The sequence below is a fragment of the Clostridium thermobutyricum genome, from assembly GCF_000371465.1.
GTDB classification, from domain to species: Bacteria; Bacillota; Clostridia; order Clostridiales; family Clostridiaceae; genus Clostridium; species Clostridium thermobutyricum.
In genome coordinates this window covers 1,975,283-1,997,421 of sequence record NZ_KB850956.1, presented here as the reverse complement: position 1 = coordinate 1,997,421, position 22,139 = coordinate 1,975,283, and the positions used below count along the sequence as shown (strand labels likewise).

Sequence of the window (22,139 nt, the reverse complement as noted above, 5' to 3'; positions counted from 1 at the left end):
AGAAAAGTGATAGAAAAAATAAAATTTTCTAAAGAAAATAAAGAGAATTTATTTAAGCTTTTAAGTGATAGAAGCTCAAAAGAGGATTTGGACAAATTAAAGACAGTAAAGAATATACTTAAAGATATAAAAAATAATGGTGATAAGGCTTTATTAGAATATACAAATAAGTTTGATTCAAAAGAAATTAAAGATATAAAAGTTTCAAAAGAAGAAATAGAAAAAGCTTATTTAAAAGTTGAGAAAGAATTTATAGAAAATATAAAAGAAGCGAAAAAGAATATAGAAGAATATCATAAGATGCAAAAACAACAAGGATATACATTAAATAAAGAAAATGGAGTTTTTATGGGACAAAGAGTTATTCCATTAGAAAGTATAGGAGTTTATGTTCCAGGAGGAACAGCTGCATATCCATCTTCTGTATTAATGAATGTAATTCCAGCAAAGGTTGCAGGAGTAAAAGAAATAACAATGATAACACCTCCATTAAAAAATGGAGAAGTAAATCCATATATATTAGTTACAGCTAATATATTAGAGGTTGATAAAATTTATAAAATTGGAGGAGCGCAAGGAATAGGGGCTTTAGCATATGGGACTGAGAGCATAAATAAGGTTCATAAAATTGTTGGTCCTGGAAACATATATGTAGCTTTAGCTAAAAAAGAAGTTTTTGGGGAAGTAGATATAGATATGATAGCAGGTCCAAGTGAAATTTTAATTATAGCAGATGAGAAAGCAAATCCAAAATATATAGCTGCTGATTTAATGTCTCAAGCAGAGCATGATGTTTTAGCTTCTTCAATTTTACTTGCTACATCAGAAAATATAATTGAAGAAGTTAAAAAAGAATTAGAAATACAAGTAGAAAAATTAGAGAGAAAAGAAATAATAAAAGAATCTTTAAGTAATTTTGGAAAAGCAATACTTTGTAATAATTTAGATGAGTGTTTTGAAATTTCAAATTTTATAGCACCAGAACATTTAGAACTATTACTAGATAATCCAATGAATTATTTAGAATTTATTAAAAATGCAGGTTCTGTATTTTTAGGAGAATATTCTCCAGAACCAGTTGGAGATTATTTTGGAGGAACAAATCATGTGTTGCCTACAAGTGGAACAGCAAAATTCTTTTCACCACTTTCTGTAGATAGTTTTATAAAAAAATCATCATTTCTTTATTATACAAAAGAAGCTTTAAAGGAAGATGGAGAAAAGATAATAAATATAGCAAATAAAGAAGGACTAACTGCACATGTAAATTCTATAAAAGTGAGGTTAGAAAATGAAAATAGTAGAAGAATATAAACCTTTAGTAATAGAAAATGGAATTAAATTAAATGGAAATGAATGTTTTTATAATATTGGACAAGATGTATTAGGAGAATTTTTTTCAAAATTAAAAAATATAGAATTTAATAGATATCCTGATAGTGATAGCAATTTGTTAAAGGAAAAATATGCAGAATATGTAGGAGTAAATAAAGGAAATATTATAGTGGAAAATGGCTCAGATGAGGCAATAGGTTTAATTATTAGTGCTTATATACAGAAAGGAAAAAAAGTGCTTACATTAAATCCTGATTTTTCTATGTATGATTTTTATGTAAGCTCAAATGAGGGAGAATTAATAAAATTAGCTTGTAATGAAGATGGAAGTTATAGTGTGGATGATGTTATAGCTTTAGGTAAAAAAGAAAAGGTAGATTTAATTATATTTTCAAATCCTAATAATCCTACTGGATTTGCAGTTGAAGAAAATAAAATAAAAAAAATATTAGAAAGTTTTAAAGATATTATTGTAGTTGTAGATGAAGCATATATTGAGTTCTATGGAAAATCCGTAATAAAAGAAATAACTAATTATGAAAATTTATTAGTAACTAGAACTCTTTCAAAAGCTTTTGGAGGAGCTTCACTAAGAGTTGGATTTTTAGTGGGGAATGAAAGATTAATAGAAAAATTAAATAAATTTAAAGTTCCTTATAATGTAAATACTTTATCTCAAACCTTTGGAGAAGTTTTAATAGAGAAAAAAGAAAAAATGAAATTTCTTAGAGATTTAGTTATAGAAGAAAGAGAAAGGGTATTTATTGAATTAAAAAATATTGAAAGAAAAATAAATGGAAAAATAAAATTTTATCCTTCAAATGCTAATTTCATATTTGGAAGAGGAGATAAATTATTTATAGAAGTTTTTAAAGAAAAAGATATATCAATAAGGAATTTTAATAATGATACATTTAGAATAACTATAGGCAGTAGAGAAGAAAATGATTATATGCTTAAAGTTTTAAAGGAGTGTATGATGCCATGAAAAGAGAAGCAACTATAAATAGAAATACTAGTGAAACAAAAATAAAACTTCATATAAATTTAGATGGAAATGGTATAAGTGATATTGATACAGGAATTGGATTTTTTGATCATATGTTAGAATTATTCTCTTTTCATAGTGGAATAGATTTGACTTTAAGCTGTGATGGAGATACTTATATTTGTGATCATCATACAGTTGAAGATGTAGGAATAGTTTTAGGAAAGGGCTTAAATGAAGCTTTAGGTGATAAAGTTGGAATAGAAAGATATGGAACATTTTATTTGCCTATGGATGAAAGTTTAGCATTGGTTTCTCTTGATATTAGTGGAAGACCATATTTAGTATTTGATTGTAATTTTAATAGAGAGATAATAGGAGAGTTTTCGACTGAAATGGTAGAAGAATTTTTTAGAGCATTTTCTTTTAATGCAGGATTAACTCTTCATATGAAAATTCTTTATGGAAAAAATGATCATCATAAAATAGAGGCTCTATTTAAAGGATTAGGTAGGGCACTTAAAATAGCGAAAAATATAACTAATAATAAAATACAGAGTACTAAAGGTGTTTTGTAAAAGGAGACTTTATGATAGGAATAATTGATTATGGTATGGGAAATTTAAAAAGTGTTTCTAATGCTTTAGATTCACTAAATATAAAAAATATTATTTCAGATGATAAAGAGATATTAAAGGCTTGTAAAAAACTTATATTACCTGGTGTAGGTGCTTTTAATGATGCAATGAAAAATTTAAAGAAAAATAGTCTAGATAAATTTATTTTAGAAGAAGTAGAAAATGGAAAAGAATTGCTTGGAATTTGTCTTGGTATGCAACTTCTTTTTGAAGAAGGATATGAAGGGGAAAAAATGAATGGTCTTGGCTTATTAAAAGGAAAAATAGTAAAGATGAATGGAGAGGGAAGAAGAGTACCTCACATTGGGTGGAATAATGGACAACAGTATAAAAAAGACAAGCTTTTAAAAGGAATAAAAGATGGAAGTTATTTTTATTATGTTCATTCATATATAGCCAGTGATTATTTAAAAGAAGACCTTCTTATAGGAGCAGATTATAATGGAATTTTAATTCCTGGATTATTTAGAAATAAAAATATAATAGGAGCACAATTTCATCCAGAAAAAAGTGGAGAAGTTGGGTTAAAGCTTATTGGAAATTTCAGTAAAGGAGAATAAAAGATGCTTATATTACCAGCAATAGATATTATAGATGGTAAGCCAGTTAGACTTTATAAAGGTGATTATAGTAAAAAAGAAATAGTTGCAAAAGATGTTTTAGAAACAGCTAAACATTTTGAAGAGATAGGTGCAGATTGGATACATTTAGTAGATTTAGATGGAGCAAAAGAAAAAGAGCCTAAAAATATGAAGTTAATTTTAAAAATAGCAAAAGAAATAAAAACTCCTATTGAAATTGGTGGAGGAATGCGAAATTTAGAAACTATAAAAAAATATATTGAAGGTGGAGTAAAAAGAGTAATTTTAGGAACAGCTGCCATAGAAGATGAAAAATTATTGAGAGAATCTATAAAACTTTATGGAAATAAAATAGCTGTTGGGATAGATTGTAAAGATGAGTATATTTGTGGTGATGGATGGCTTTATAAAAGTAAAATTCATTATATTGAATTTGCAAAAAAATTAGAAAAGTTAGGAGTTAAGAATATTATTGTTACAGACATAAGTAAAGATGGAACATTAGAAGGTCCTAACATAGATATGTTAAAAAAGCTTAAAGGAGAAGTTAGTATAGATATTACAGCTTCAGGAGGAATAAAAGATATAAATGATATAAAAAAATTAAAAGAATTAAATATTTATGGGGCAATTACGGGTAAGGCAATATATAAAAAAACTTTGGACTTAGAAGAAAGCTTAAAAGTTTCAAAGGATTAAGGAGGTATTTAAGTGCATACAAAAAGAATAATACCTTGTTTAGATGTGAAAAATGGTGAGGTTGTAAAAGGAGTTAATTTTGTATCATTAAAAAAAGTTGGAGATCCAGTTGAACTTGCAAAATTTTATAATGATCAAGGTGCTGATGAATTAGTTTTTTTAGATATAACAGCCTCTTATGAGGAAAGAGATATAATGAGAAAAGTAGTATCTGACACTGCAAAGGAAGTTTTTATTCCATTTACAGTTGGAGGAGGAATAAGAACTTTAGAAGATATAAAAGAAATTTTAAGAGCAGGGGCAGATAAAGTAAGTCTAAATTCAGCAGCTGTTAAAAATAAAAATTTAATAAGTGAAGGAGCAAAATTATTTGGTAGTCAATGTATAGTTGTAGCGGTTGATGGAAAAAAGAGAAAAGATAATACAGGATGGAATGTATATATAAATGGGGGAAGAGTTGATACAGGAATTGAGTTAATAGATTGGGTAAAAGAAGTAACTGAATTAGGATGTGGAGAAATTCTTTTAACATCTATGGATGCAGATGGAACTAAAAAAGGATTTGATTTAGAGATGATTAGAGAAGTTAGAAAAAATACAAATGTTCCTATAATAGCATCTGGGGGATGTGGAAGTTTAGAGCATTTTGAAGAAGTTTTAAAAGATGATTTAATTGATGCAGCTCTTGCAGCTTCTTTATTTCATTATGGAGAATTAAAAATAAAAGACGTAAAAGAATATTTAAATAAAAAGAATATACCTGTAAGGATATAAATGTTAATAATTTGAAATTTATCTTTGTTTATGTGGATAAATTTAGGGGAGAGTTTATGAATATTGAAAAATTAGATTTTAAAAAAGGAAATGGATTAATACCTGCAATAGTTCAAGATTATAAAAACAATGAAGTTTTAATGCTTGCTTATGTTAATAAAGAAAGTATGAAAAAAACTATTGAAACAGGCGAAACTTGGTTTTTTAGTAGAAGCAGAAAAATGTTATGGCATAAAGGGGAAACTTCAGGAAATATACAAACAATAAAGGAAATTAAAGTAGATTGTGACAATGATACAGTTCTTTTTTTAGTTAAACAAAAAGGTGTAGCATGTCATACAGGAGAAAAAAGTTGTTTTTATAGGAGCATTGATGAGATTTAAAAGGAGAGTAATATGGAAAAAGTTTTAGAAGATTTATATGATGTTATTGAAAAAAGAAAAAATAGCGGGGATAAAAAGTCTTATACAAGTTATTTATTTAAAAATGGAAGAGAAAAAATATTAAAAAAGGTTGGAGAGGAATGCTCAGAAGTTATTATTGCTAGTATGAAAGAGGACAATAAAGAAGAACAAGTAAATGAAATGTGTGACTTAATATATCACCTACTTGTTTTAGCTAGTGAAAGAGAAATAAAACTTAAAGATATAGAATTTGAACTTAAGAGAAGAAGAGATAAAATAAATAACTTAAAAGGGGAGAGAAAACCTATAGAAGAACTTTAAATATAAAAAAAGACAGGAATTTACCTGTCTTTTTTTAGAATGTCAATAAAAAATTAGTGACATCCTCCTCCGCATGAACCACATCCACCTTCTGGTTGAATAACTGGTCTAAGTGTTAATCCATTTCCGTTATTTTCTTCTGAAGAAAGGATCATGAATCCACCGAATTCATCTATTAATCTTTTTTCCATTACGAATGTTATGTCATTTACTACTTCAGTAGCATCATCATCAGTTGCTTCATCAACTGTTATGTTGAAAACTGGACCACTGCAAGCCATTCCAGCTAAGTTTATTCTTATGTTGAAGCTTTCAACTTTATTTTCAACTAAGAATTCTTTAAATTCATTATATGCTTGTTCGCTGATTGTTAAATTTTTCATAATATATTTCTCCTATGATTTAAAAATTTTTTATGAAGTAATTATAACATAACTTAAAGCAAAGTGAAATACTCTGAATTGAAAAAATTTATAAACAAAAAATGTATAGATTTTTTGTGAAAATAAAAGGAAATATTACATTGAAGTAGAATTTTAATTTATAAATATAAAATTTATGATATTATAGGTATTGAATTGGTAATATTCATTAAGAATGATTAGAGTTAGAAAGGATGGTTTGGGTGAAACCATATAACAGGAAATTTTTATTAGAAAAAATTAAAGAGTACAATGAAATGATAAAAGAAAATAAAGTGGGAAACTACGAAGTAGTTCTTAGTAATGAGAAAAATGAAAAATTGATAGGTTATGGATATGAAAAAGAAAATGATTTAGATATAGATACATTAAAATTAGTTGGAACAGATAGAGTTTGGATGGAACTTTCTGCAAGAGAAATAGAAGGTACATACAATATTATAAAAAAAGCACATGGAAAAGTTGGTATAGTTGGATTAGGATTAGGATATTCAGCAATTGAAATAAGTAAAAAAAAGAATGTAAAAGAAGTCATTGTATATGAAAGTGAAAAAGATGTTATAGATATTTTTGAAAAGAATTTTGGTAAACAAAGAAAAATAAAAATAATTCATGGAGATGCTTTTAAAGCCAAAAGAGAAAATTTTGATTATTTCTTTTCAGATATATATGAATACAAAATATCTATGAAAATAGTTGAAGATTATGAAAAGTTTAATAAATTACACAAAATAAAAGATTATGTTTTCTTTGGTTTAGAATATTTTCTTTTAAATGCGAGATATGAAGAAGTTATATGGGTATTTGTTCCTGAGATTTGGATGGAAATGAGTAAAAGAATGTTTGCATCTCTTCAAGAAACAAATTATTTAGATAATTATAAAAAATTAAATCCAGAAGTAGTGAGTGAAGTTTTAGCTGGATTAAAACCTTTATTAGATTAGTAGAGAGTGGTTTAACTTAAAGTAAGTTAAGCCATTTTTTTGTACATAATTTTATTTAAACTTTCAAAAACTAAATTAGATATTAAAAATAAAATATACAGGAGGTATTTTAAGTGATAAAAGTTACAAATAAAGAAGAACTTATATCTAAAATGGAAAGTTTAAGAGAATCACAAAAAAAATTTGCAACATACTCCCAAGAAGAGGTAGATAAAATATTTAGAGAAGCAGCAATGGCAGCTAATAATAATAGAATAAAACTTGCTAAATTAGCAGTTGAAGAAAGTGGGATGGGAGTAGTTGAAGATAAAGTAATAAAAAATCATTTTTCAGCTGAATACATATATAATCAATATAAAGATATGAAAACCTGTGGAGTTATTGAAGATAACTTAACTTTTGGAATAACAAAGGTTGCAGAACCAATTGGAGTTATTGCGGCAATTGTTCCTACAACTAATCCAACCTCTACTGCAATATTTAAAATTTTAATAGCTTTAAAAACAAGAAATGCAATTATATTATCACCACATCCAAGAGCAAAAAATTCCACTATAGAAGCAGCAAAAATTTTATTAGAAGCTGCTGTAAAAGCGGGGGCGCCAAAAGGAATAATAGGCTGGATAGATGAACCTTCAGTAGAATTATCTCAAACAGTAATGCAAGAAGCAGATATAATCTTAGCTACTGGTGGACCTGCAATGGTTAAAGCAGCTTATTCTTCAGGAAAACCTGCAATAGGAGTTGGAGCAGGAAATACACCAGCAATAATAGATGAAACAGCTCATATAAAAATGGCAGTAAATTCAATATTATTATCAAAAACTTTTGATAATGGAGTTATATGTGCTTCTGAACAAAGTATTATAGTAATGGAAAAAATATATGATGAAGTAAGAAAAGAGCTTATGGATAGAGGAGCTTATATATTAGATAAAGATGAAATAGTTAAAGTAAAAAATATAATTTTAAATGAAAAAGGTGGATTAAATTCAGAGATAGTTGGGCAATCAGCTTATAAAATTGCAGAGCTTGCAGGACTTAAAATACCAGAAGATTCTAAAATTTTATTAGGAGAAGTAGAATCAGTAGAATTAGAAGAACCGTTTTCTCATGAGAAATTATCACCAGTTCTTGCTATGTATAAAGCAAAAAGCTTTGATGAAGCTTTAAAAAAGTCAAGTAGACTTATAGAGCTTGGAGGCTTTGGTCATACTTCTGTTTTATATGCAGATCAAACAAAAGCAAGAGAAAAGATAGAAAAGTTTGGAGCAGAAATGAAAACTGCAAGAACTCTTGTAAATATGCCAGCATCACAAGGAGCAATAGGAGATGTATTTAATTTTAAATTAGCTCCATCATTAACTCTTGGATGTGGCTCTTGGGGTGGAAACTCTGTATCAGAAAATGTTGGGCCAAAACATCTTTTAAATATAAAAAGTGTAGCAGAAAGGAGAGAAAATATGCTTTGGTTTAGAGTACCTGAAAAAACATATTTTAAATATGGATGTCTTCCAGTTGCACTTAGAGAATTATGTGAGATGGGGAAAAAGAAAGCTTTTATAGTAACAGATAAAGTTCTTTTTGAATTAGGATATACCAATAAAGTAACTGACATATTAAAGTCATGTAAAATAGATTATAAAATATTTACAGATGTTGAACCAGATCCTACATTAATAGCAGCAAAAAGAGGAGCAGAACAAATGCTTAGTTTTAAACCTGATGTAATAATATCTGTTGGAGGAGGTTCTCCAATGGATGCAGCAAAAATAATGTGGGTATTATATGAGCATCCAGAAGTTAAATTTGAAGATTTAGCTATGAGATTTATGGATATAAGAAAGAGAGTATATAAATTCCCAGAATTAGGGCAAAAAGCAATGATGGTAGCTATTCCTACTTCAGCAGGAACAGGTTCAGAAGTAACTCCTTTTGCTGTTATAACAGATAGCGAAACTGGAGTAAAATATCCACTTGCAGATTATGAATTAACTCCTGATATGGCTATTGTAGATGCTGAACTTATGATGAGTATGCCAAAGGGATTAACAGCAGCTTCAGGAATTGATGCATTAACTCATGCTATAGAAGCTTATGTTTCAGTCCTTGCTTCAGAATATACAAATGGATTAGCTCTAGAAGCTATAAGATTAATATTTAAATATCTTCCAACAGCTTATTTAAATGGAACAGAAAATATAAAAGCAAGAGAAAAAATGGCTAATGCTGCATCAATGGCTGGTATGGCCTTTGCAAACTCTTTTCTTGGAATATGCCACTCAATGGCACATAAATTAGGAGCATTTCATCATGTGCCACATGGAATTGCAAATGCTTTATTAATAAATGAAACTATAAGATTTAATGCAACAGATGCTCCAAGAAAGCAAGCAGCCTTTCCACAATATAAATATCCAAATGCTAAATGGAGATATGCGAGAATAGCAGATTATTTAAATTTAGGTGGAAGTACAGAAGAAGAAAAAATAGAGCTTTTAATAAAAGCTATTAATGAATTAAAAGAAAAAGTAAATATACCTAAATCTATACATGAAACTGGAATTTCAAAAGATAAATTTTATGCAACTTTAGATGAAATGGTAGAACAGGCATTTGATGACCAATGCACAGGAGCAAATCCTAGATATCCACTTATGAGTGAAATAAAACAAATGTATATAAATGTATTTGAAGATTCTAAATAAGCTATTATAATTCAAGAAAAAATATTTAATAAATTATAATATATTGTTAGCTGATTACTTTTTATTGAGTAATCAGCTTTTAATTTATTTATTTGTTTATATTATGAAAGATAATGAATTTATGGTAAAATATAGTTTGATTTAATGTAATTTAGGAGGGGAAGCATGTTAAAGTTTATAGGAAAGGGAAGTGCTTTCAATACAAAACTAGGAAATACAAGTGCATACATAAAAAAAGAAAAATCAATTATACTTATAGATTGTGGAGGAACAGTTTTTCATGATCTTAAAACAAAAGGAGTTTTAGAAAATTGTGAAACACTTCATATAATAATAACACATACACATCCAGATCATGTAGGAAGTTTAGGAGATTTAATTTTTTATTCTCATTACATAAAAGAAATAAAACCAAAAATATATTTTCCACATAAAAAAACTATTGAGGATATGTTAGCATATGTAGGAGTATCTAAAGAATTTTATGATGTAGAAAGTAGATATGTTAATTGGATAAAGGATAAAGAGTTTGGAAATGTTGATTTGGAATTTTCAAATAACAAACATGTTGTTGAAATACCTTCATATGGATTCCTTATAAAAATAAATGGGGAAAAATATTACTATAGTGGGGACACTAATGAGGTAAATCCAGAAGCAATTAAATTATTAGAAAGAAATAAAAAAGCAATTGTTTATCATGAAGTAAGCTCATTAGATATCGAAAAAAGTCCTCATACAAATATAAAATCTTTGGAAGAGGCATTTAAAAAAGAAGTTAGAGATAGAGTTTATCTTATGCATTTAGATGAAGGAATAAATGAAGATGAGCTTAAAAGTAAAGGATTTAAAGTAGTAGAAATAGAATAATATATGGTTATAACTTATATTCAAAAATAATTTTATTAAAAAAGAGTTCTCACATAATTTGTGAAAACTCTTTTTATTTTAATTTATTTGATGACTAGTAAAAAAATATATATTTTAAGTCATAAAAGTATTATTTAACAACTATATTAACAAGTCTTCCTTTTATAACTATTACTTTAACAATATTTTTTCCTTCAGTAGCTGCTTTAATATTTTCATTATTTAATGAAGATTCTTTTATTCCTTCTTCATCTAAATCAGATGGAACATTTATTTTAGCTTTAATTTTTCCGTTAACTTGAATAGCTATTTCTACTTCATCTTTTACAAGAGCAGATGGATCAAATGCAGGGAATGATTCATTAAATACTGAAGATTCCATTCCAAATAGACTCCATTGTTCTTCTGAGAAGTGAGGTGCAAATGGTGCAAGGATTTTAATGAAATCTTTAGCAACATTAGTTAAGAACTCTACATTTTTAACTTTTTCATTGTTGTATTTTGAAATTGCATTAACAAATTCCATCATTCTAGCAATTGCAGTGTTGAATTGCATTTTTTCACCATCTTCAGTAACACCTTTTATTGTATTGTGTAACCAGAAGTTAAGTTCTTTTTCAGGTTTATCTATTGTTGTTTTAACTTTATCACTATTTTTAGATTCTCTAACTAATTCAAGAGCTCTTTCAATTCTATCTACAAATCTACCAACAGATTTAACTCCATCATCACTCCAAGCTCCACCTTCAGTATAAGCAAAACCGAACATTAGATACATTCTAAATACATCTGAACCATATTCCTTAATGTAATCATCTGGTGAAATTGTATTTCCTTTAGATTTACTCATTTTTAAACCATCTGGTCCTAATATTAGTCCTTGGTGAGTTAATGATTTAAATGGTTCATCAAATTTTAAGTATCCCATATCTCTTAATGCTTTAGTTATAAATCTAGCATATAAAAGATGCATACAAGCATGTTCAGGTCCTCCAACATATTTATCTACAGGAAGCATTTTATTTATAACTTCTGGATTAAATGGAGCATCTGAATTTTTATTATCTGGATATCTTAAATAATACCATGAAGAACAAACAAATGTGTCAAGTGTATCTGTTTCTCTCTTAGCTGGTTTACCACAACAAGGACAAGTTGTATTAACAAACTCTTCGCATTTAGCAAGAGGTGATTTACCATCTGGAGTGAATTCTACATTATATGGTAATTCTACTGGTAATTGATTTTCAGGTACTGGAACAGTTCCACAATCTTCACAGTAAATAACAGGAATTGGAGCTCCCCAATATCTTTGTCTTGAAACTAACCAGTCTCTTAATCTATAATTTACTTTTTGTTCTCCAAGATTTTGTTTTGCTAATTTTTCAACTATCTTAACTTTAGCTTCTTTAGTAGTTAAACAATCAAATTCTTCAGAATTAATAAGAACACCATGTTCGCAGTATGGTAATTCAACTTCAGAACCATCTTTAGGAGCTATAACTCTAGTCATTGGAAGGTCAAACTTCTTAGCAAAAGCAAAATCTCTTTCATCATGTGCAGGAACAGCCATAACAGCGCCAGTTCCATAAGTTGCAAGAACATAATCTCCAATCCAAACAGGAATTTCTTTTCCATTTATAGGATTTATAGCATATGCTCCTGAGAATACTCCAGTTTTTTCTCTTGTAATTGATTGTCTTTCAATATCAGATTGTTTTTTAGCTTTTTCTTGATATTCTTCTACTTGAGACTTTTGTTCAGAAGTTACTATTTGTTCAACCAATGGATTTTCAGGTGCAAGAACAACATATTCAACTCCATAAAGAGTATCAACTCTAGTTGTAAATACATTAAAGCTTAAATCAGAATCTTTAACTTTAAATGTGACCTCAGCTCCAGTTGATTTACCAATCCAGTGTTTTTGCATTGCAACAGTTTTTTCAGGCCAATCTAAACCATCTAATTTTTCTAATAATTCATCAGCATAATCAGTTATTTTAAAGAACCATTGAGTAAGGTCTTTTTTAGTAACTTCAGTATCACATCTTTCACATGCACCATCATGAACTTGCTCATTTGCAAGAACAGTTTGACATGAAGGACACCAGTTTACAGGAGCTTTTTTTCTATATGCTAAACCTTTCTCATAAAGTTTTAAGAATAACCATTGAGTCCATTTATAGTAATCTTCTGAACAAGTTACTACTTCATTTTCCCAGTTAAACATAGCTCCCATAGCTTTTAATTGTTCTTCCATTGTAGCTATATTTTTAAATGTTGAATCTTTTGGGTGAATACCAGTTTTTATAGCAAAGTTTTCTGCTGGTAATCCAAAAGCATCAAATCCCATTGGTTGGAATACATTAAATCCTTGCATTCTTTTAAGTCTTGCCCAAGTATCAACTGGACCATAGTTAAACCAATGTCCTGCATGTAATTGGCTTCCTGATGGATAAGAGAACATTTCTAAAACATAAAGTTTCTTATCAAGGTTTGAGCTATCAAATTTATAAAGATTTTCATTGGCCCATTTATCTTGCCATTTCTTATCAATATTAGTTCCGTAATTTCCCATAATATTGAACCTCCTAAAATTATTTAATAAATTAGATTACATAGCTTTAGAGTGTTTATAATTAAAAAAAACCTTTCATCTCTTATAAAAAGAGACGAAAGGTATAAATTCCGTGGTACCACTCTTATTAAGAACATAAAAATATTCTTCACTTATTTAAATAACGGATAAGAATCCGTACTTGCTTTTAACAAGTAAGCTCATAGACAAGTTCCTATAAATGTATTATTAATTTTCACCAACCATTAACTCTCTTAAAATACTTATATATAGTACTACTTCTAATCACAGCAATAAAGTATATAATTGTAATCATTTGTCTTTTATTATATTTAAAAATCTAATGTAAGTCAATAAGTAACATTAATAAATGGAATGTAAAGTTATGACTAATTATATGACTTTAGTAACACTACAAAAATCACTTAAGATTTTATAATTAATTTATATTAAACAAAAGATAAATGGAGGAAGATATCTATGCAATCAGGAATAGTAATAATAGTAATATTATATTTAATGATAAAGAGTAGTTTAAAAGGGAAAACAAAAAAAATAAAAGATGGTTTCTTTATATTACCATTAATATTTTTATATTTGTCATTTACAGAAATAATAAAAGTAAATTTAAATCTAGAATGTATAGGAGTTATAATTATTTCATTAATTATAGGGGGAATTATAGGAGTATTCAGAAGTAGATTTTATAAAGTTAATATAAATGACTTAGGTGAAGTAGTGTATAAAAGACAAGTATTTGATATACTAGTACTAGTGGTATATTTATTAATAAAAGTTATAATATCTTATGCAGTTGGAATATATGATAGAAATTTTTTGAATTATATTAATGTAGCATTTATACTAACAGCAACTGCATCAATTGGGGCTAGAAGAGTAATAATATACTATAATTACTTAAGATTAAAAGGAAAATGTTAATGGAAGAAACAAGAGTTGTAAGAACAGGAACAGGTAAAATAAAAATTATAATGTTAGCTCTAGGATTAGCACAGCTTCTAAATGGAAAAACTGCTAATTTTAGAGTTTTTTTATCTATTATTCTAATTATAGCAATAATAATTGATATATATAGATTAAGAGTTACTAACTACAAAGAATATGTAATATTAGGGTTTTTTAGTATTATTTTAGTTGGCATAGCTTCAGGAATATATTCTAAAGGAATAATAGGAACATATTTATTTATAAGTGTTTGTGAGGCTATATATATTAAACATAATAACTTATATAAAAAATTATATATTTTAGTAAATATATTATCATATATTTTTTCAGTATTTGTGATTAATTTACCTATTAAAAATATACATAGTTACATTAATACAATTTTAATAATGCTATTTCCTTATATACTAGTTTTGAGTATTGTTATAGTGTCGTATACAAGAAGAAAAGAAAGAGAAAAAGTAGGAATATTAAATAAAGAACTTCTTCTTCAAAATGAAAAGTTAAAAGAATACTCAAAAGAATTGGAGAAATTAACAATAGAAAAAGAAAGAAATCGCGTTGCACAAGAACTTCATGATTCTTTGGGGCATTATTTAATGGGAATATCTATGCATGTTAATTTAATAGAGAAATTTGATAATAATGAAGAAAAACGAAAAGAGATAATAGAGAAAACTAAAGTTATAGTTAAAGATAGTATTACAGAGCTTAGAGCTACTGTATATAAGCTTAAAGAATATGAAAAAGAACAAAAATTAATATGGAGGATAATTGAAATAGAAAAACATTTAAATGAAGCCATAGAATTTGAAAATGATATAGATGAAAATATAGAAAAAGTAGATGATAATATAAAAGAAGCTTTATATATTACTATAAAAGAAGCAATAACTAATGGAATAAAACATGGAGAGGCAAAGTATTTTAAAATAAAAATATATATAAATGAAGAAACAATAAATTTTTCTATATTTAATAATGGAAAATCTCCTATAGGTATAAAAAAATCTAATGGTCTTAGAGGAATTGAAGAGAGAATAGAAAATTTAAATGGTAAATGTGAATTTAACATATTAAACAATGGATTTAGTATTACTGGAGAGATAAAAAGAGAAGAGGAATAAGAATGATAAAAGTTATTGTAGTTGATGATCAAAAAATAATAAGAGAAGGATTAAAAATGATTTTATCATTAGATAATGAAATAGAAGTTTTAGGAGAAGGAGAAAATGGTTTAGATGCGATTTCTCTTTGTAGAGACTTAAATCCTGATGTTGTTCTTATTGATATAAGAATGCCAATTATGGATGGAGTTTTAGCAACAGAAAAAATAAAAGAATTAAATAAAGAGATAAAAATTCTTATATTAACTACATTTAATGAAGATGAATATATTTTTCAATCAATAAAAAATGGTGCTAATGGCTATCTTTTAAAAGATGCAGACCCAGATGAAATAATAAATGGAATAAAAACAGTTTTTAAAGGAAATATGCTTATTCATTCAGAAGTAGCAATGAAGATTGCCGGAGTGTTAAATAAAAAAGAAGAAGTAAATTTAGATATTCTTACTAAAAGAGAAAAAGAAATTGCAAATTTAATTACAGAAGGATTAAACAATAAAGAAATAGGAGAAAAACTTTATTTATCTGAAGGAACAGTAAAAAATTATGTAACAAAGATATTAGATAAATTAGAAGTTAAAAATAGAACAGAATTAGCAATAAAGCTAAAAAGATAACAAACAATATAGGAACTTGGACGAAATAGAAGGAACTTTAATGAACAGAGTGAATAGTTTGAGTTAATTACAAATAGCGAATATTAATAAAATGGCAAAAAAGAGTTAGAAGAGTTATAATATTATTAGTAAAAAAAATAGGAGAGTGATATTGTGTACTCGGCCAGGCAGAATGCTAGAGATATACTTTTGGTTATTTTAGGAGCCAGTATTCTAGCATTTGGAAGTTATAATTTAAACTATCAAAATGATGTTACAGAAGGTGGGGTATTAGGATTAATTCTATTACTTCAAAAGCTATATGCTATTTCACCATCTATAACAAGTGTGATAGTAGATTTCTCATTATTTTTAGTGGGAATGAGATTTTTAGGTAAAAAATTCTTATTTTTATCATTTTTATCAACTGCTACATTTTCTATAACATATAGAATGTGGGAAAGTATAGGATTTATAGTACCAAACTTACAAAATAACATGATTTTAGCGGGAATTTTATCTGGTGTTGCAGTTGGACTAGGAGTTGGACTTGTAGTAAGAGTTGGAGCAGCCTCTGGTGGAGATGATGTTTTAGCTATACTAGGAAGCAAGTTTTCAAGATTAAAAATACACCATATGTATTATTTAATGGACGCAGTTGTTTTAGCTTTATCATTAACTTATATAAGTGTAGATAGAATAGTTTATTCTATAATTGCTGTTTTAGTTAGTGGTACATTAATAAGCGTAATTCATGATTTAGGTAAGAAGAAAGAAAAAGTTGCTGTTAAAGGTGCAGTAGTAGCATCTTAATAGATAAATTTTTTAAGCTTTACAATGACTTTTTATTAAAGGTATTGTAAAGTTTTTTTTTTGAAAAAATATAGTATAATAAAAATGTATTTTTTATTAAAAATTAAGTTGAATGATGAATTAAGGTTGAATTAAACGTAAAAATATATAATATTAAAATAGGATGAAAGGAGCAATTTTATGAAAAAAGATACTAATGAACAAAAAGAAATAAAAAAAGAAAAAGTTAGAAAAGAAGGCTCTCTAAATAAAATAACAAAGATTTCAACAATAGTAGTAATTGTATTAGCAGTGATTGCAGGTGGTACATATATATGTAGAAGTTTATTTTTTTCAACACCAGAGACAACTATAAGAAATTTTTATGCATCAATTTCTAATAATCAGTTAGAAAGATGTATAACATATACAGATATACAAGATAGATTAGATGCACAAGTTCCAAATCAAGAAGATAGAGAAAAAATAATGCAAACTTTTCTAAAGCAATTTAATATACAAGAAAGAACAATTCATATTAATATATTAAATTTAACTAAAGTTTCGGGAGATAATCAAACAGCTGTTTATGATATTAAATATAAAACAGATATAACATATAAAAATGGATCAGATTATAGTGATGTTCAATCAGATAAAATTTATTTAACAAAGATAAAAGGTAAATGGAAAATAGTAGAAAGCAATGGTATGTACTCTGCATTAGCTCAAATAATGAATGGAGTAATAGAAGGACAAAATAGTGTTTTAGGTGGAATAAAATAATAAAAAGCTAGATTTTAATTTATATAAATTAAAGTCTAGCTTTTTTTATAAGAAAAAATTAAGAAATAATACAGAATATTTAATAAGAAATACTAATAGAAATATTATAAGCAGTATAATAAAAGATTTGTAAATAAGGGAGATGAGTATATGGGAATATTTAAAGAGCTATTAAAATCCTTTTTAGAACAAGGAGCTGTTGGTTGGATAGTAATTTTAATAATTATATTAGTAGGTGGATATAACATTTTCTTAAATATTAAAATGAAAAGATTTTATAGGGAGCTTTTAGATGAATTAAAAGAAAGTAACTCTATAAATAGTGCAGGAGAAAAGGAGTTTTTATCAGGACCACTTTTAGAAATAGCAGAAGACTTTAAAAGAGGTGCAAAAAGAGGTATAGATAATATAAATACAGAAGTTTTAATAATAAAGCATTTAAAAGAATCTAATGATATAAATGAAAGACTTCTTACAGTTTTACCTGCTTCTTGTATAGCACTTGGACTTTTAGGGACATTTTTAGGATTAACTATTTCAATTCATGGAACTAATGGAGTGTTAGAATCTGGTGTAAAAACAATGGAAGTATTTTTATCAAAAATGAGTGTTCCACTACAAGGTATGTCTAGTGCTTTTTGGACTAGTATTTTTGGAGTAATAATGTCATTAATATTAAATGGGTTAAATGCAAAAGTTAAAAAGACTAAAGAAGAATTTTTTGATGAAATGGAAGATTATTTAGACAATACTCTATATGGAGAATATTCATATAGTTTTGTTACTCAATTTGAGAAATTTAATGACATAGTTTCAAAGTCAATGTTAAGACTAGCTGTAGATATGAGAGAGTTATTTATGAATGGTGTAAATGAACTTGTATCTAATATAAATAAAAATACACTTGATATGACAAATACAGCTAAAGAACTTACAGTATATACAGAAGATTTCGGAAAAGTAATTGGTAGATTAGGAGAAACTATTGAAAGTTTTAATGATCCAATAGAAAGATTTAAGGGCTCAATAAATGAATTTACTTTAACTACTGATAAATTAGAATTTATAATGAATAAATCTATAGAAAAGTTAGAGGATAAATTAGATTATCTTTCAGGAGTTATAGGTAAATTAAATATTACAACTACAGATAGAAATAATATATTTGAAGATGTTATTTTAGAAGTTAAAGAAGGTAGAGATAAACTTCAAAGCACATATAGTGGAATAGTAACTGTTATGGAAGAAATAAATAAATCTATTTTAACAAGAGATGAAAATTTAGCTGAAGAAATAAAAGGCTTAAATTCTGGATATGAAAAGTTTGAAGAAATAACAGAAGAATTTAAAGTTAATATAGAAGTATTAAGAGAAAAAATAGAATTAGGAGTACAATCTTCAGTACAAAAAGGATTTACTAAAATATCATATGATTTAGTAAATGAATTAAAAGGAGCATTAGAAGATATAGATGAAGCTATAAATACATTAAGCATGAATACACAAACAGTTGGAAGATTAGTTAAGGCTACAAATGATTGGGTAGATATTAGAAAAGAATAGGGGGGGATACTATATGAAAATAAGAAGTAGAAGATATAAGTCTAGAGAAGAAGCCGGCTCATACTGGCCATCTTTTGTAGATGTAATGACTACAATAGCATTAGTATTTTTCTTTCTAATGATAATTGCAATGGGATTATCTAGTCTTTTTGTTGATAATATATCTATTAAAAGAGAAACTATATACAATAAAATACAAGAAAATTTAAATTTAAATGAAGTAGATAAAAATATAATGTATTTTGATAGAGATGAAGGAAAGATGATATTAAATACAGAAACATTTTTTGATACAGGAAAATGGGATTTGAAAAGTGATGGTAAAATTATGGCAGAGCAATTAGGAGAAATATTTTATTCTATATTGGAAGATGAAATGTTAAGAGAAGAAATAGAGTATATAGAAGTAGTTGGACATACAGATTATGCAGGAAATACTATAGATAATAGAAAATTATCTACTGAAAGAGCAATGAGTTTTTTAAATCAAATGGTTAAAATGGATAGTAAATTAGAAAATGATTTTGGTGGAAAATTTAAAGCTTCAGGAATGTCAGAGTTCGAGACAAATCCAAATAAAGAAGATAGAGATAGAGAAGACTATTCAAAAGATGATATAGAAAATGCAGCCTCTCAAAGAAAAATAGAAATTAAGATGGTATTCTCAAATAAAGATTTAGAAAAAGCAATAAAAGATAGAGTAAGTGACCAAAAGGGGAATTAGTATATGAAGATAATCGAAAAAGAAGTAAATCAATTTGTAGATTCTGAATATACGGAAGAAACTCTTAGAGTTATAGAATATCTAAAAGAAAAATATATACCATATAAAGAATTAAAACGAAATAGAGTATTTAGATCTGCTTTAGTTTGGATATTAAAATATAAAGGATACACCTATCTAAGTAATAAGTTATATTATCTTTTAAATAAGAAAGAAGTAGATTATAAAGAAATATATGAAAGCTTAATAAATGCAAATATAATAAATAGAGAAAAAATAGAATATAAAACAGATCTAGAAAAAGAGATAGAATTTAGAAGTAGCGAAGGAATAAGCAAAAGCTTCTATATAAAATTAATTAAAAATAAATATCCATTTAAAGTAAAGTATATAAGCAATGAATATAAAGGGTTAGTAAATTTAACGTTTGAAAATAATGAGTTTTATGATTATATAAATATAAATATATTAGCCCAAGAAAATATAAAATACCCTATAAATATAAGAGAAACTATAATAATATATACTGACTATAAAACTTTATTTTTTGAATTAGATATAAAGAAGAGAGATATTATAGAAGGGAATTTTTATGATATAAAAATATTTAATTCTTTACATTTAATGAAAGAAAGAACTAGAAGAATTTTTGCAGTAAGTAAAGGTATGGAGAGGTTATTAGAAGAAAAGGATAAAGATTTTGCATTAAATTATATAAAGAGAATAAAAAATGTAAGTATTGGACTAGAAGTATATAAGAAATATAAAGATTATATAAAATATAATGGAGAAAATCTTTCAGTTAAGTTTTCATTAGAAATATTGGAAAAATACATGGATTTTGATGAAGTAAATATAAAATTAGGTTTATTGATAGAAGAATTTATATTAGAAAATTATTTAATAACAGAAAAAATAAAACTATATTTAGAGAAATTATATAGTGAAGGCTTTTTTACAGATAATACTGAAGAAGTAATACAAGTATTAAAATTTACAGATTTAAACTTACAATTAAAGAAAAAGTTTAAAATAATAGATAATGATACATTAGAAGATTTTAAAAAGGGAAATGTATCTTTAGAAATGGCAAATAAGATTTTATGTAGTAAAGGTATAAGATATGATAATAGACTTATAAAAATAATGTATGATTTTTATAAAGAAACAGATGATGTGAGAGCTTTAGAAGTAGTTATAAAGAAAAAAGATAAATTTAAGTTCAAAATAAAAGATGAAGATATAATATTTCTTATACAAAAAAAGAAAGAAGGAATCAATATAAAAAGTGAATCTATATTATTGGGAGGAAGAGATTTTGAATTAAAAAATATATATATTCAAAATGAAATGAAAAAAATAAAAAAAGAAATTTCTAATGAATAGAAAATTTAATTTAAAAAAATATGGATAAAAAGTTAATAAATAGTGTATAATTTAAAATATAAAGAAAATAAAGTGATTTTAGTATATTAAAAATGTCTGTGTCTTTGAAAATCGCTAATTACAAAAATATAGAATTATTAATATACTTATTTAGCAATCTATTTTAAAAATAGATTGCTTTTTTTATGTTTTTATTTAATATCATTTTTAAATTAAGAAGCTAACTAAAAATAGTTATATATATATTCTTTATTATTTTAAAAAATATATAGTTACTAATTTACTATAATAAGTTTTATTATAGTTGGGTCTAAAAATTTATATGAAGTTTTACTAGAAATAGTAATAGAGATATTAAATAAATAGGTTTTAAAATAAATTTTAAGTAATAAAAGTTATAACATATAATTATAAAAACTTTAGAATAATTAGCCGTTTTAATGGAAAATATAATTAAATAAAATTTTTTAAAAAATAGTGTTGACATATTTTTTAATGTGATGCTATAATAAGCGAGTCGGAAAAATCAAATTAAGTTTTCCGAAAGAAAATAAGTTCTTTGAAAATTGCATAATATAGATTGTTAATACAACAAAGCCAAGAAATGTATTTTAAATACTATTCTTTGTGACTAATTCAAGATTGTAAAATCTGAAACATGACTAATTAATAGGTCAAGCTACAAAGGGCGTATGGTGAATGCCTTGGCATCAGGAGCCGATGAAGGACGTGATAAGCTGCGATAAGCTTCGGGTAGGCGCACATAGCCAGAGATCCGAAGATTTCCGAATGAGGAAACTCACATGGGAAACCCCATGTACTATATAGTGAATACATAGCTATATAGGGGTAACCCGGGGAACTGAAACATCTAAGTACCCGGAGGAAGAGAAAGAAAAATCGATTTCCTAAGTAGCGGCGAGCGAAATGGAAA

General features: G+C 26.4%; 21 protein-coding genes and 2 other annotated features (1 of these 23 cut by a window edge). Of the genes, 19 read left to right on the top strand and 2 right to left on the bottom strand.

All coding sequences use genetic code 11. The features are described 5' to 3' along the window. Positions 1–6 precede the first annotated feature (6 nt). From hisD to hisE, 8 genes are read left to right on the top strand one after another with little or no spacing between them, the layout of a single operon-like run. On the top strand, positions 7–1,314 hold the full coding sequence (gene hisD, locus HMPREF1092_RS09330; protein ID WP_002598414.1) for a histidinol dehydrogenase: 1,308 nt from the start codon (positions 7–9) through the stop codon (positions 1,312–1,314). Then, positions 1,292–2,323, top strand: coding sequence for a histidinol-phosphate transaminase (gene hisC, locus HMPREF1092_RS09325; RefSeq protein ID WP_002598413.1), 1,032 nt, complete (start codon positions 1,292–1,294; stop codon positions 2,321–2,323). The genes hisD and hisC overlap by 23 nt, the downstream gene beginning before the upstream one ends. Continuing rightward, a complete protein-coding gene (gene hisB, locus HMPREF1092_RS09320; RefSeq protein ID WP_002598412.1) occupies positions 2,320–2,901 on the top strand; it encodes an imidazoleglycerol-phosphate dehydratase HisB in 582 nt (193 codons plus the stop codon). The genes hisC and hisB overlap by 4 nt, the downstream gene beginning before the upstream one ends. A gap of 11 nt (positions 2,902–2,912) precedes the next feature. Beyond that, on the top strand, positions 2,913–3,521 hold the full coding sequence (hisH, locus tag HMPREF1092_RS09315; protein ID WP_002598411.1) for an imidazole glycerol phosphate synthase subunit HisH: 609 nt from the start codon (positions 2,913–2,915) through the stop codon (positions 3,519–3,521). Positions 3,522–3,524: 3 nt separating this feature from the next. Next, the gene (gene hisA / locus HMPREF1092_RS09310; protein WP_002598410.1) at positions 3,525–4,241 is read left to right on the top strand and encodes a 1-(5-phosphoribosyl)-5-[(5-phosphoribosylamino)methylideneamino]imidazole-4-carboxamide isomerase; all 717 of its coding nucleotides are present in this window, start codon (positions 3,525–3,527) and stop codon (positions 4,239–4,241) included. A 12-nt stretch (positions 4,242–4,253) separates the two neighbouring features. Further along, entirely contained in the window at positions 4,254–5,015 is a 762-nt protein-coding gene (hisF, locus tag HMPREF1092_RS09305) for an imidazole glycerol phosphate synthase subunit HisF (protein WP_002598409.1), read from the top strand. Positions 5,016–5,071: 56 nt separating this feature from the next. Continuing rightward, positions 5,072–5,398, top strand: a complete 327-nt coding sequence (gene hisI / locus HMPREF1092_RS09300) for a phosphoribosyl-AMP cyclohydrolase (protein WP_002598408.1) — start codon at positions 5,072–5,074, stop codon at positions 5,396–5,398. 12 nt (positions 5,399–5,410) lie between these two features. Beyond that, entirely contained in the window at positions 5,411–5,740 is a 330-nt protein-coding gene (gene hisE, locus HMPREF1092_RS09295) for a phosphoribosyl-ATP diphosphatase (RefSeq protein WP_002598407.1), read from the top strand. 53 nt (positions 5,741–5,793) lie between these two features. Here hisE and HMPREF1092_RS09290 read toward each other — a convergent pair whose 3' ends face one another. After that, positions 5,794–6,123: a HesB-like protein gene (locus HMPREF1092_RS09290; protein WP_002598406.1), complete on the bottom strand. Its 330-nt coding sequence runs from the start codon at positions 6,121–6,123 to the stop codon at positions 5,794–5,796. A gap of 233 nt (positions 6,124–6,356) precedes the next feature. On the opposite strand from HMPREF1092_RS09290, the gene HMPREF1092_RS09285 reads away from it, so the two are divergent. From HMPREF1092_RS09285 to HMPREF1092_RS09275, 3 genes are all read left to right on the top strand, one after another. Beyond that, positions 6,357–7,106, top strand: coding sequence for a hypothetical protein (locus HMPREF1092_RS09285; protein WP_002598405.1), 750 nt, complete (start codon positions 6,357–6,359; stop codon positions 7,104–7,106). 116 nt (positions 7,107–7,222) lie between these two features. Then, the gene (gene adhE, locus HMPREF1092_RS09280) at positions 7,223–9,814 is read left to right on the top strand and encodes a bifunctional acetaldehyde-CoA/alcohol dehydrogenase (protein WP_040414127.1); all 2,592 of its coding nucleotides are present in this window, start codon (positions 7,223–7,225) and stop codon (positions 9,812–9,814) included. Positions 9,815–9,979: 165 nt separating this feature from the next. Next, on the top strand, positions 9,980–10,684 hold the full coding sequence (locus HMPREF1092_RS09275) for an MBL fold metallo-hydrolase (RefSeq protein WP_002598403.1): 705 nt from the start codon (positions 9,980–9,982) through the stop codon (positions 10,682–10,684). A 130-nt stretch (positions 10,685–10,814) separates the two neighbouring features. On the opposite strand, the gene leuS is transcribed toward HMPREF1092_RS09275, so the two are convergent. Continuing rightward, positions 10,815–13,262, bottom strand: coding sequence for a leucine--tRNA ligase (gene leuS, locus HMPREF1092_RS09270; RefSeq protein ID WP_002598402.1), 2,448 nt, complete (start codon positions 13,260–13,262; stop codon positions 10,815–10,817). 87 nt (positions 13,263–13,349) lie between these two features. Next, positions 13,350–13,560, bottom strand: a binding site (T-box leader). A 182-nt stretch (positions 13,561–13,742) separates the two neighbouring features. Here leuS and HMPREF1092_RS09265 point away from each other — a divergent pair. The 8 genes from HMPREF1092_RS09265 (at position 13,743) to HMPREF1092_RS09230 (ending at position 21,205) form a co-directional block, all read left to right on the top strand. Then, positions 13,743–14,204, top strand: a complete 462-nt coding sequence (locus tag HMPREF1092_RS09265) for a CcdC protein domain-containing protein (RefSeq protein WP_002598401.1) — start codon at positions 13,743–13,745, stop codon at positions 14,202–14,204. Continuing rightward, on the top strand, positions 14,204–15,358 hold the full coding sequence (locus HMPREF1092_RS16505) for a sensor histidine kinase (RefSeq protein ID WP_002598400.1): 1,155 nt from the start codon (positions 14,204–14,206) through the stop codon (positions 15,356–15,358). Before HMPREF1092_RS09265 ends, HMPREF1092_RS16505 begins: the two co-directional genes overlap by 1 nt. A 2-nt stretch (positions 15,359–15,360) precedes the next feature. Continuing rightward, a complete protein-coding gene (locus HMPREF1092_RS09255; RefSeq protein WP_002598399.1) occupies positions 15,361–15,975 on the top strand; it encodes a response regulator transcription factor in 615 nt (204 codons plus the stop codon). Positions 15,976–16,128: 153 nt separating this feature from the next. Further along, positions 16,129–16,767 (top strand): YitT family protein, encoded by a 639-nt coding sequence (locus HMPREF1092_RS09250; protein WP_002598398.1) that lies wholly within the window; start codon positions 16,129–16,131, stop codon positions 16,765–16,767. 180 nt (positions 16,768–16,947) lie between these two features. After that, entirely contained in the window at positions 16,948–17,532 is a 585-nt protein-coding gene (locus HMPREF1092_RS09245) for a hypothetical protein (RefSeq protein ID WP_002598397.1), read from the top strand. A gap of 150 nt (positions 17,533–17,682) precedes the next feature. Continuing rightward, on the top strand, positions 17,683–19,095 hold the full coding sequence (locus HMPREF1092_RS09240) for a hypothetical protein (RefSeq protein WP_002598396.1): 1,413 nt from the start codon (positions 17,683–17,685) through the stop codon (positions 19,093–19,095). A gap of 13 nt (positions 19,096–19,108) precedes the next feature. After that, positions 19,109–19,819 (top strand): OmpA/MotB family protein, encoded by a 711-nt coding sequence (locus HMPREF1092_RS09235; RefSeq protein WP_002598395.1) that lies wholly within the window; start codon positions 19,109–19,111, stop codon positions 19,817–19,819. A gap of 3 nt (positions 19,820–19,822) precedes the next feature. Further along, positions 19,823–21,205: a hypothetical protein gene (locus HMPREF1092_RS09230; protein WP_002598394.1), complete on the top strand. Its 1,383-nt coding sequence runs from the start codon at positions 19,823–19,825 to the stop codon at positions 21,203–21,205. A gap of 672 nt (positions 21,206–21,877) precedes the next feature. Continuing rightward, positions 21,878–22,139, top strand: a sequence feature (mutual gap in cmsearch alignment for this rRNA model is longer than 100); it runs 1,717 nt beyond the window's last position.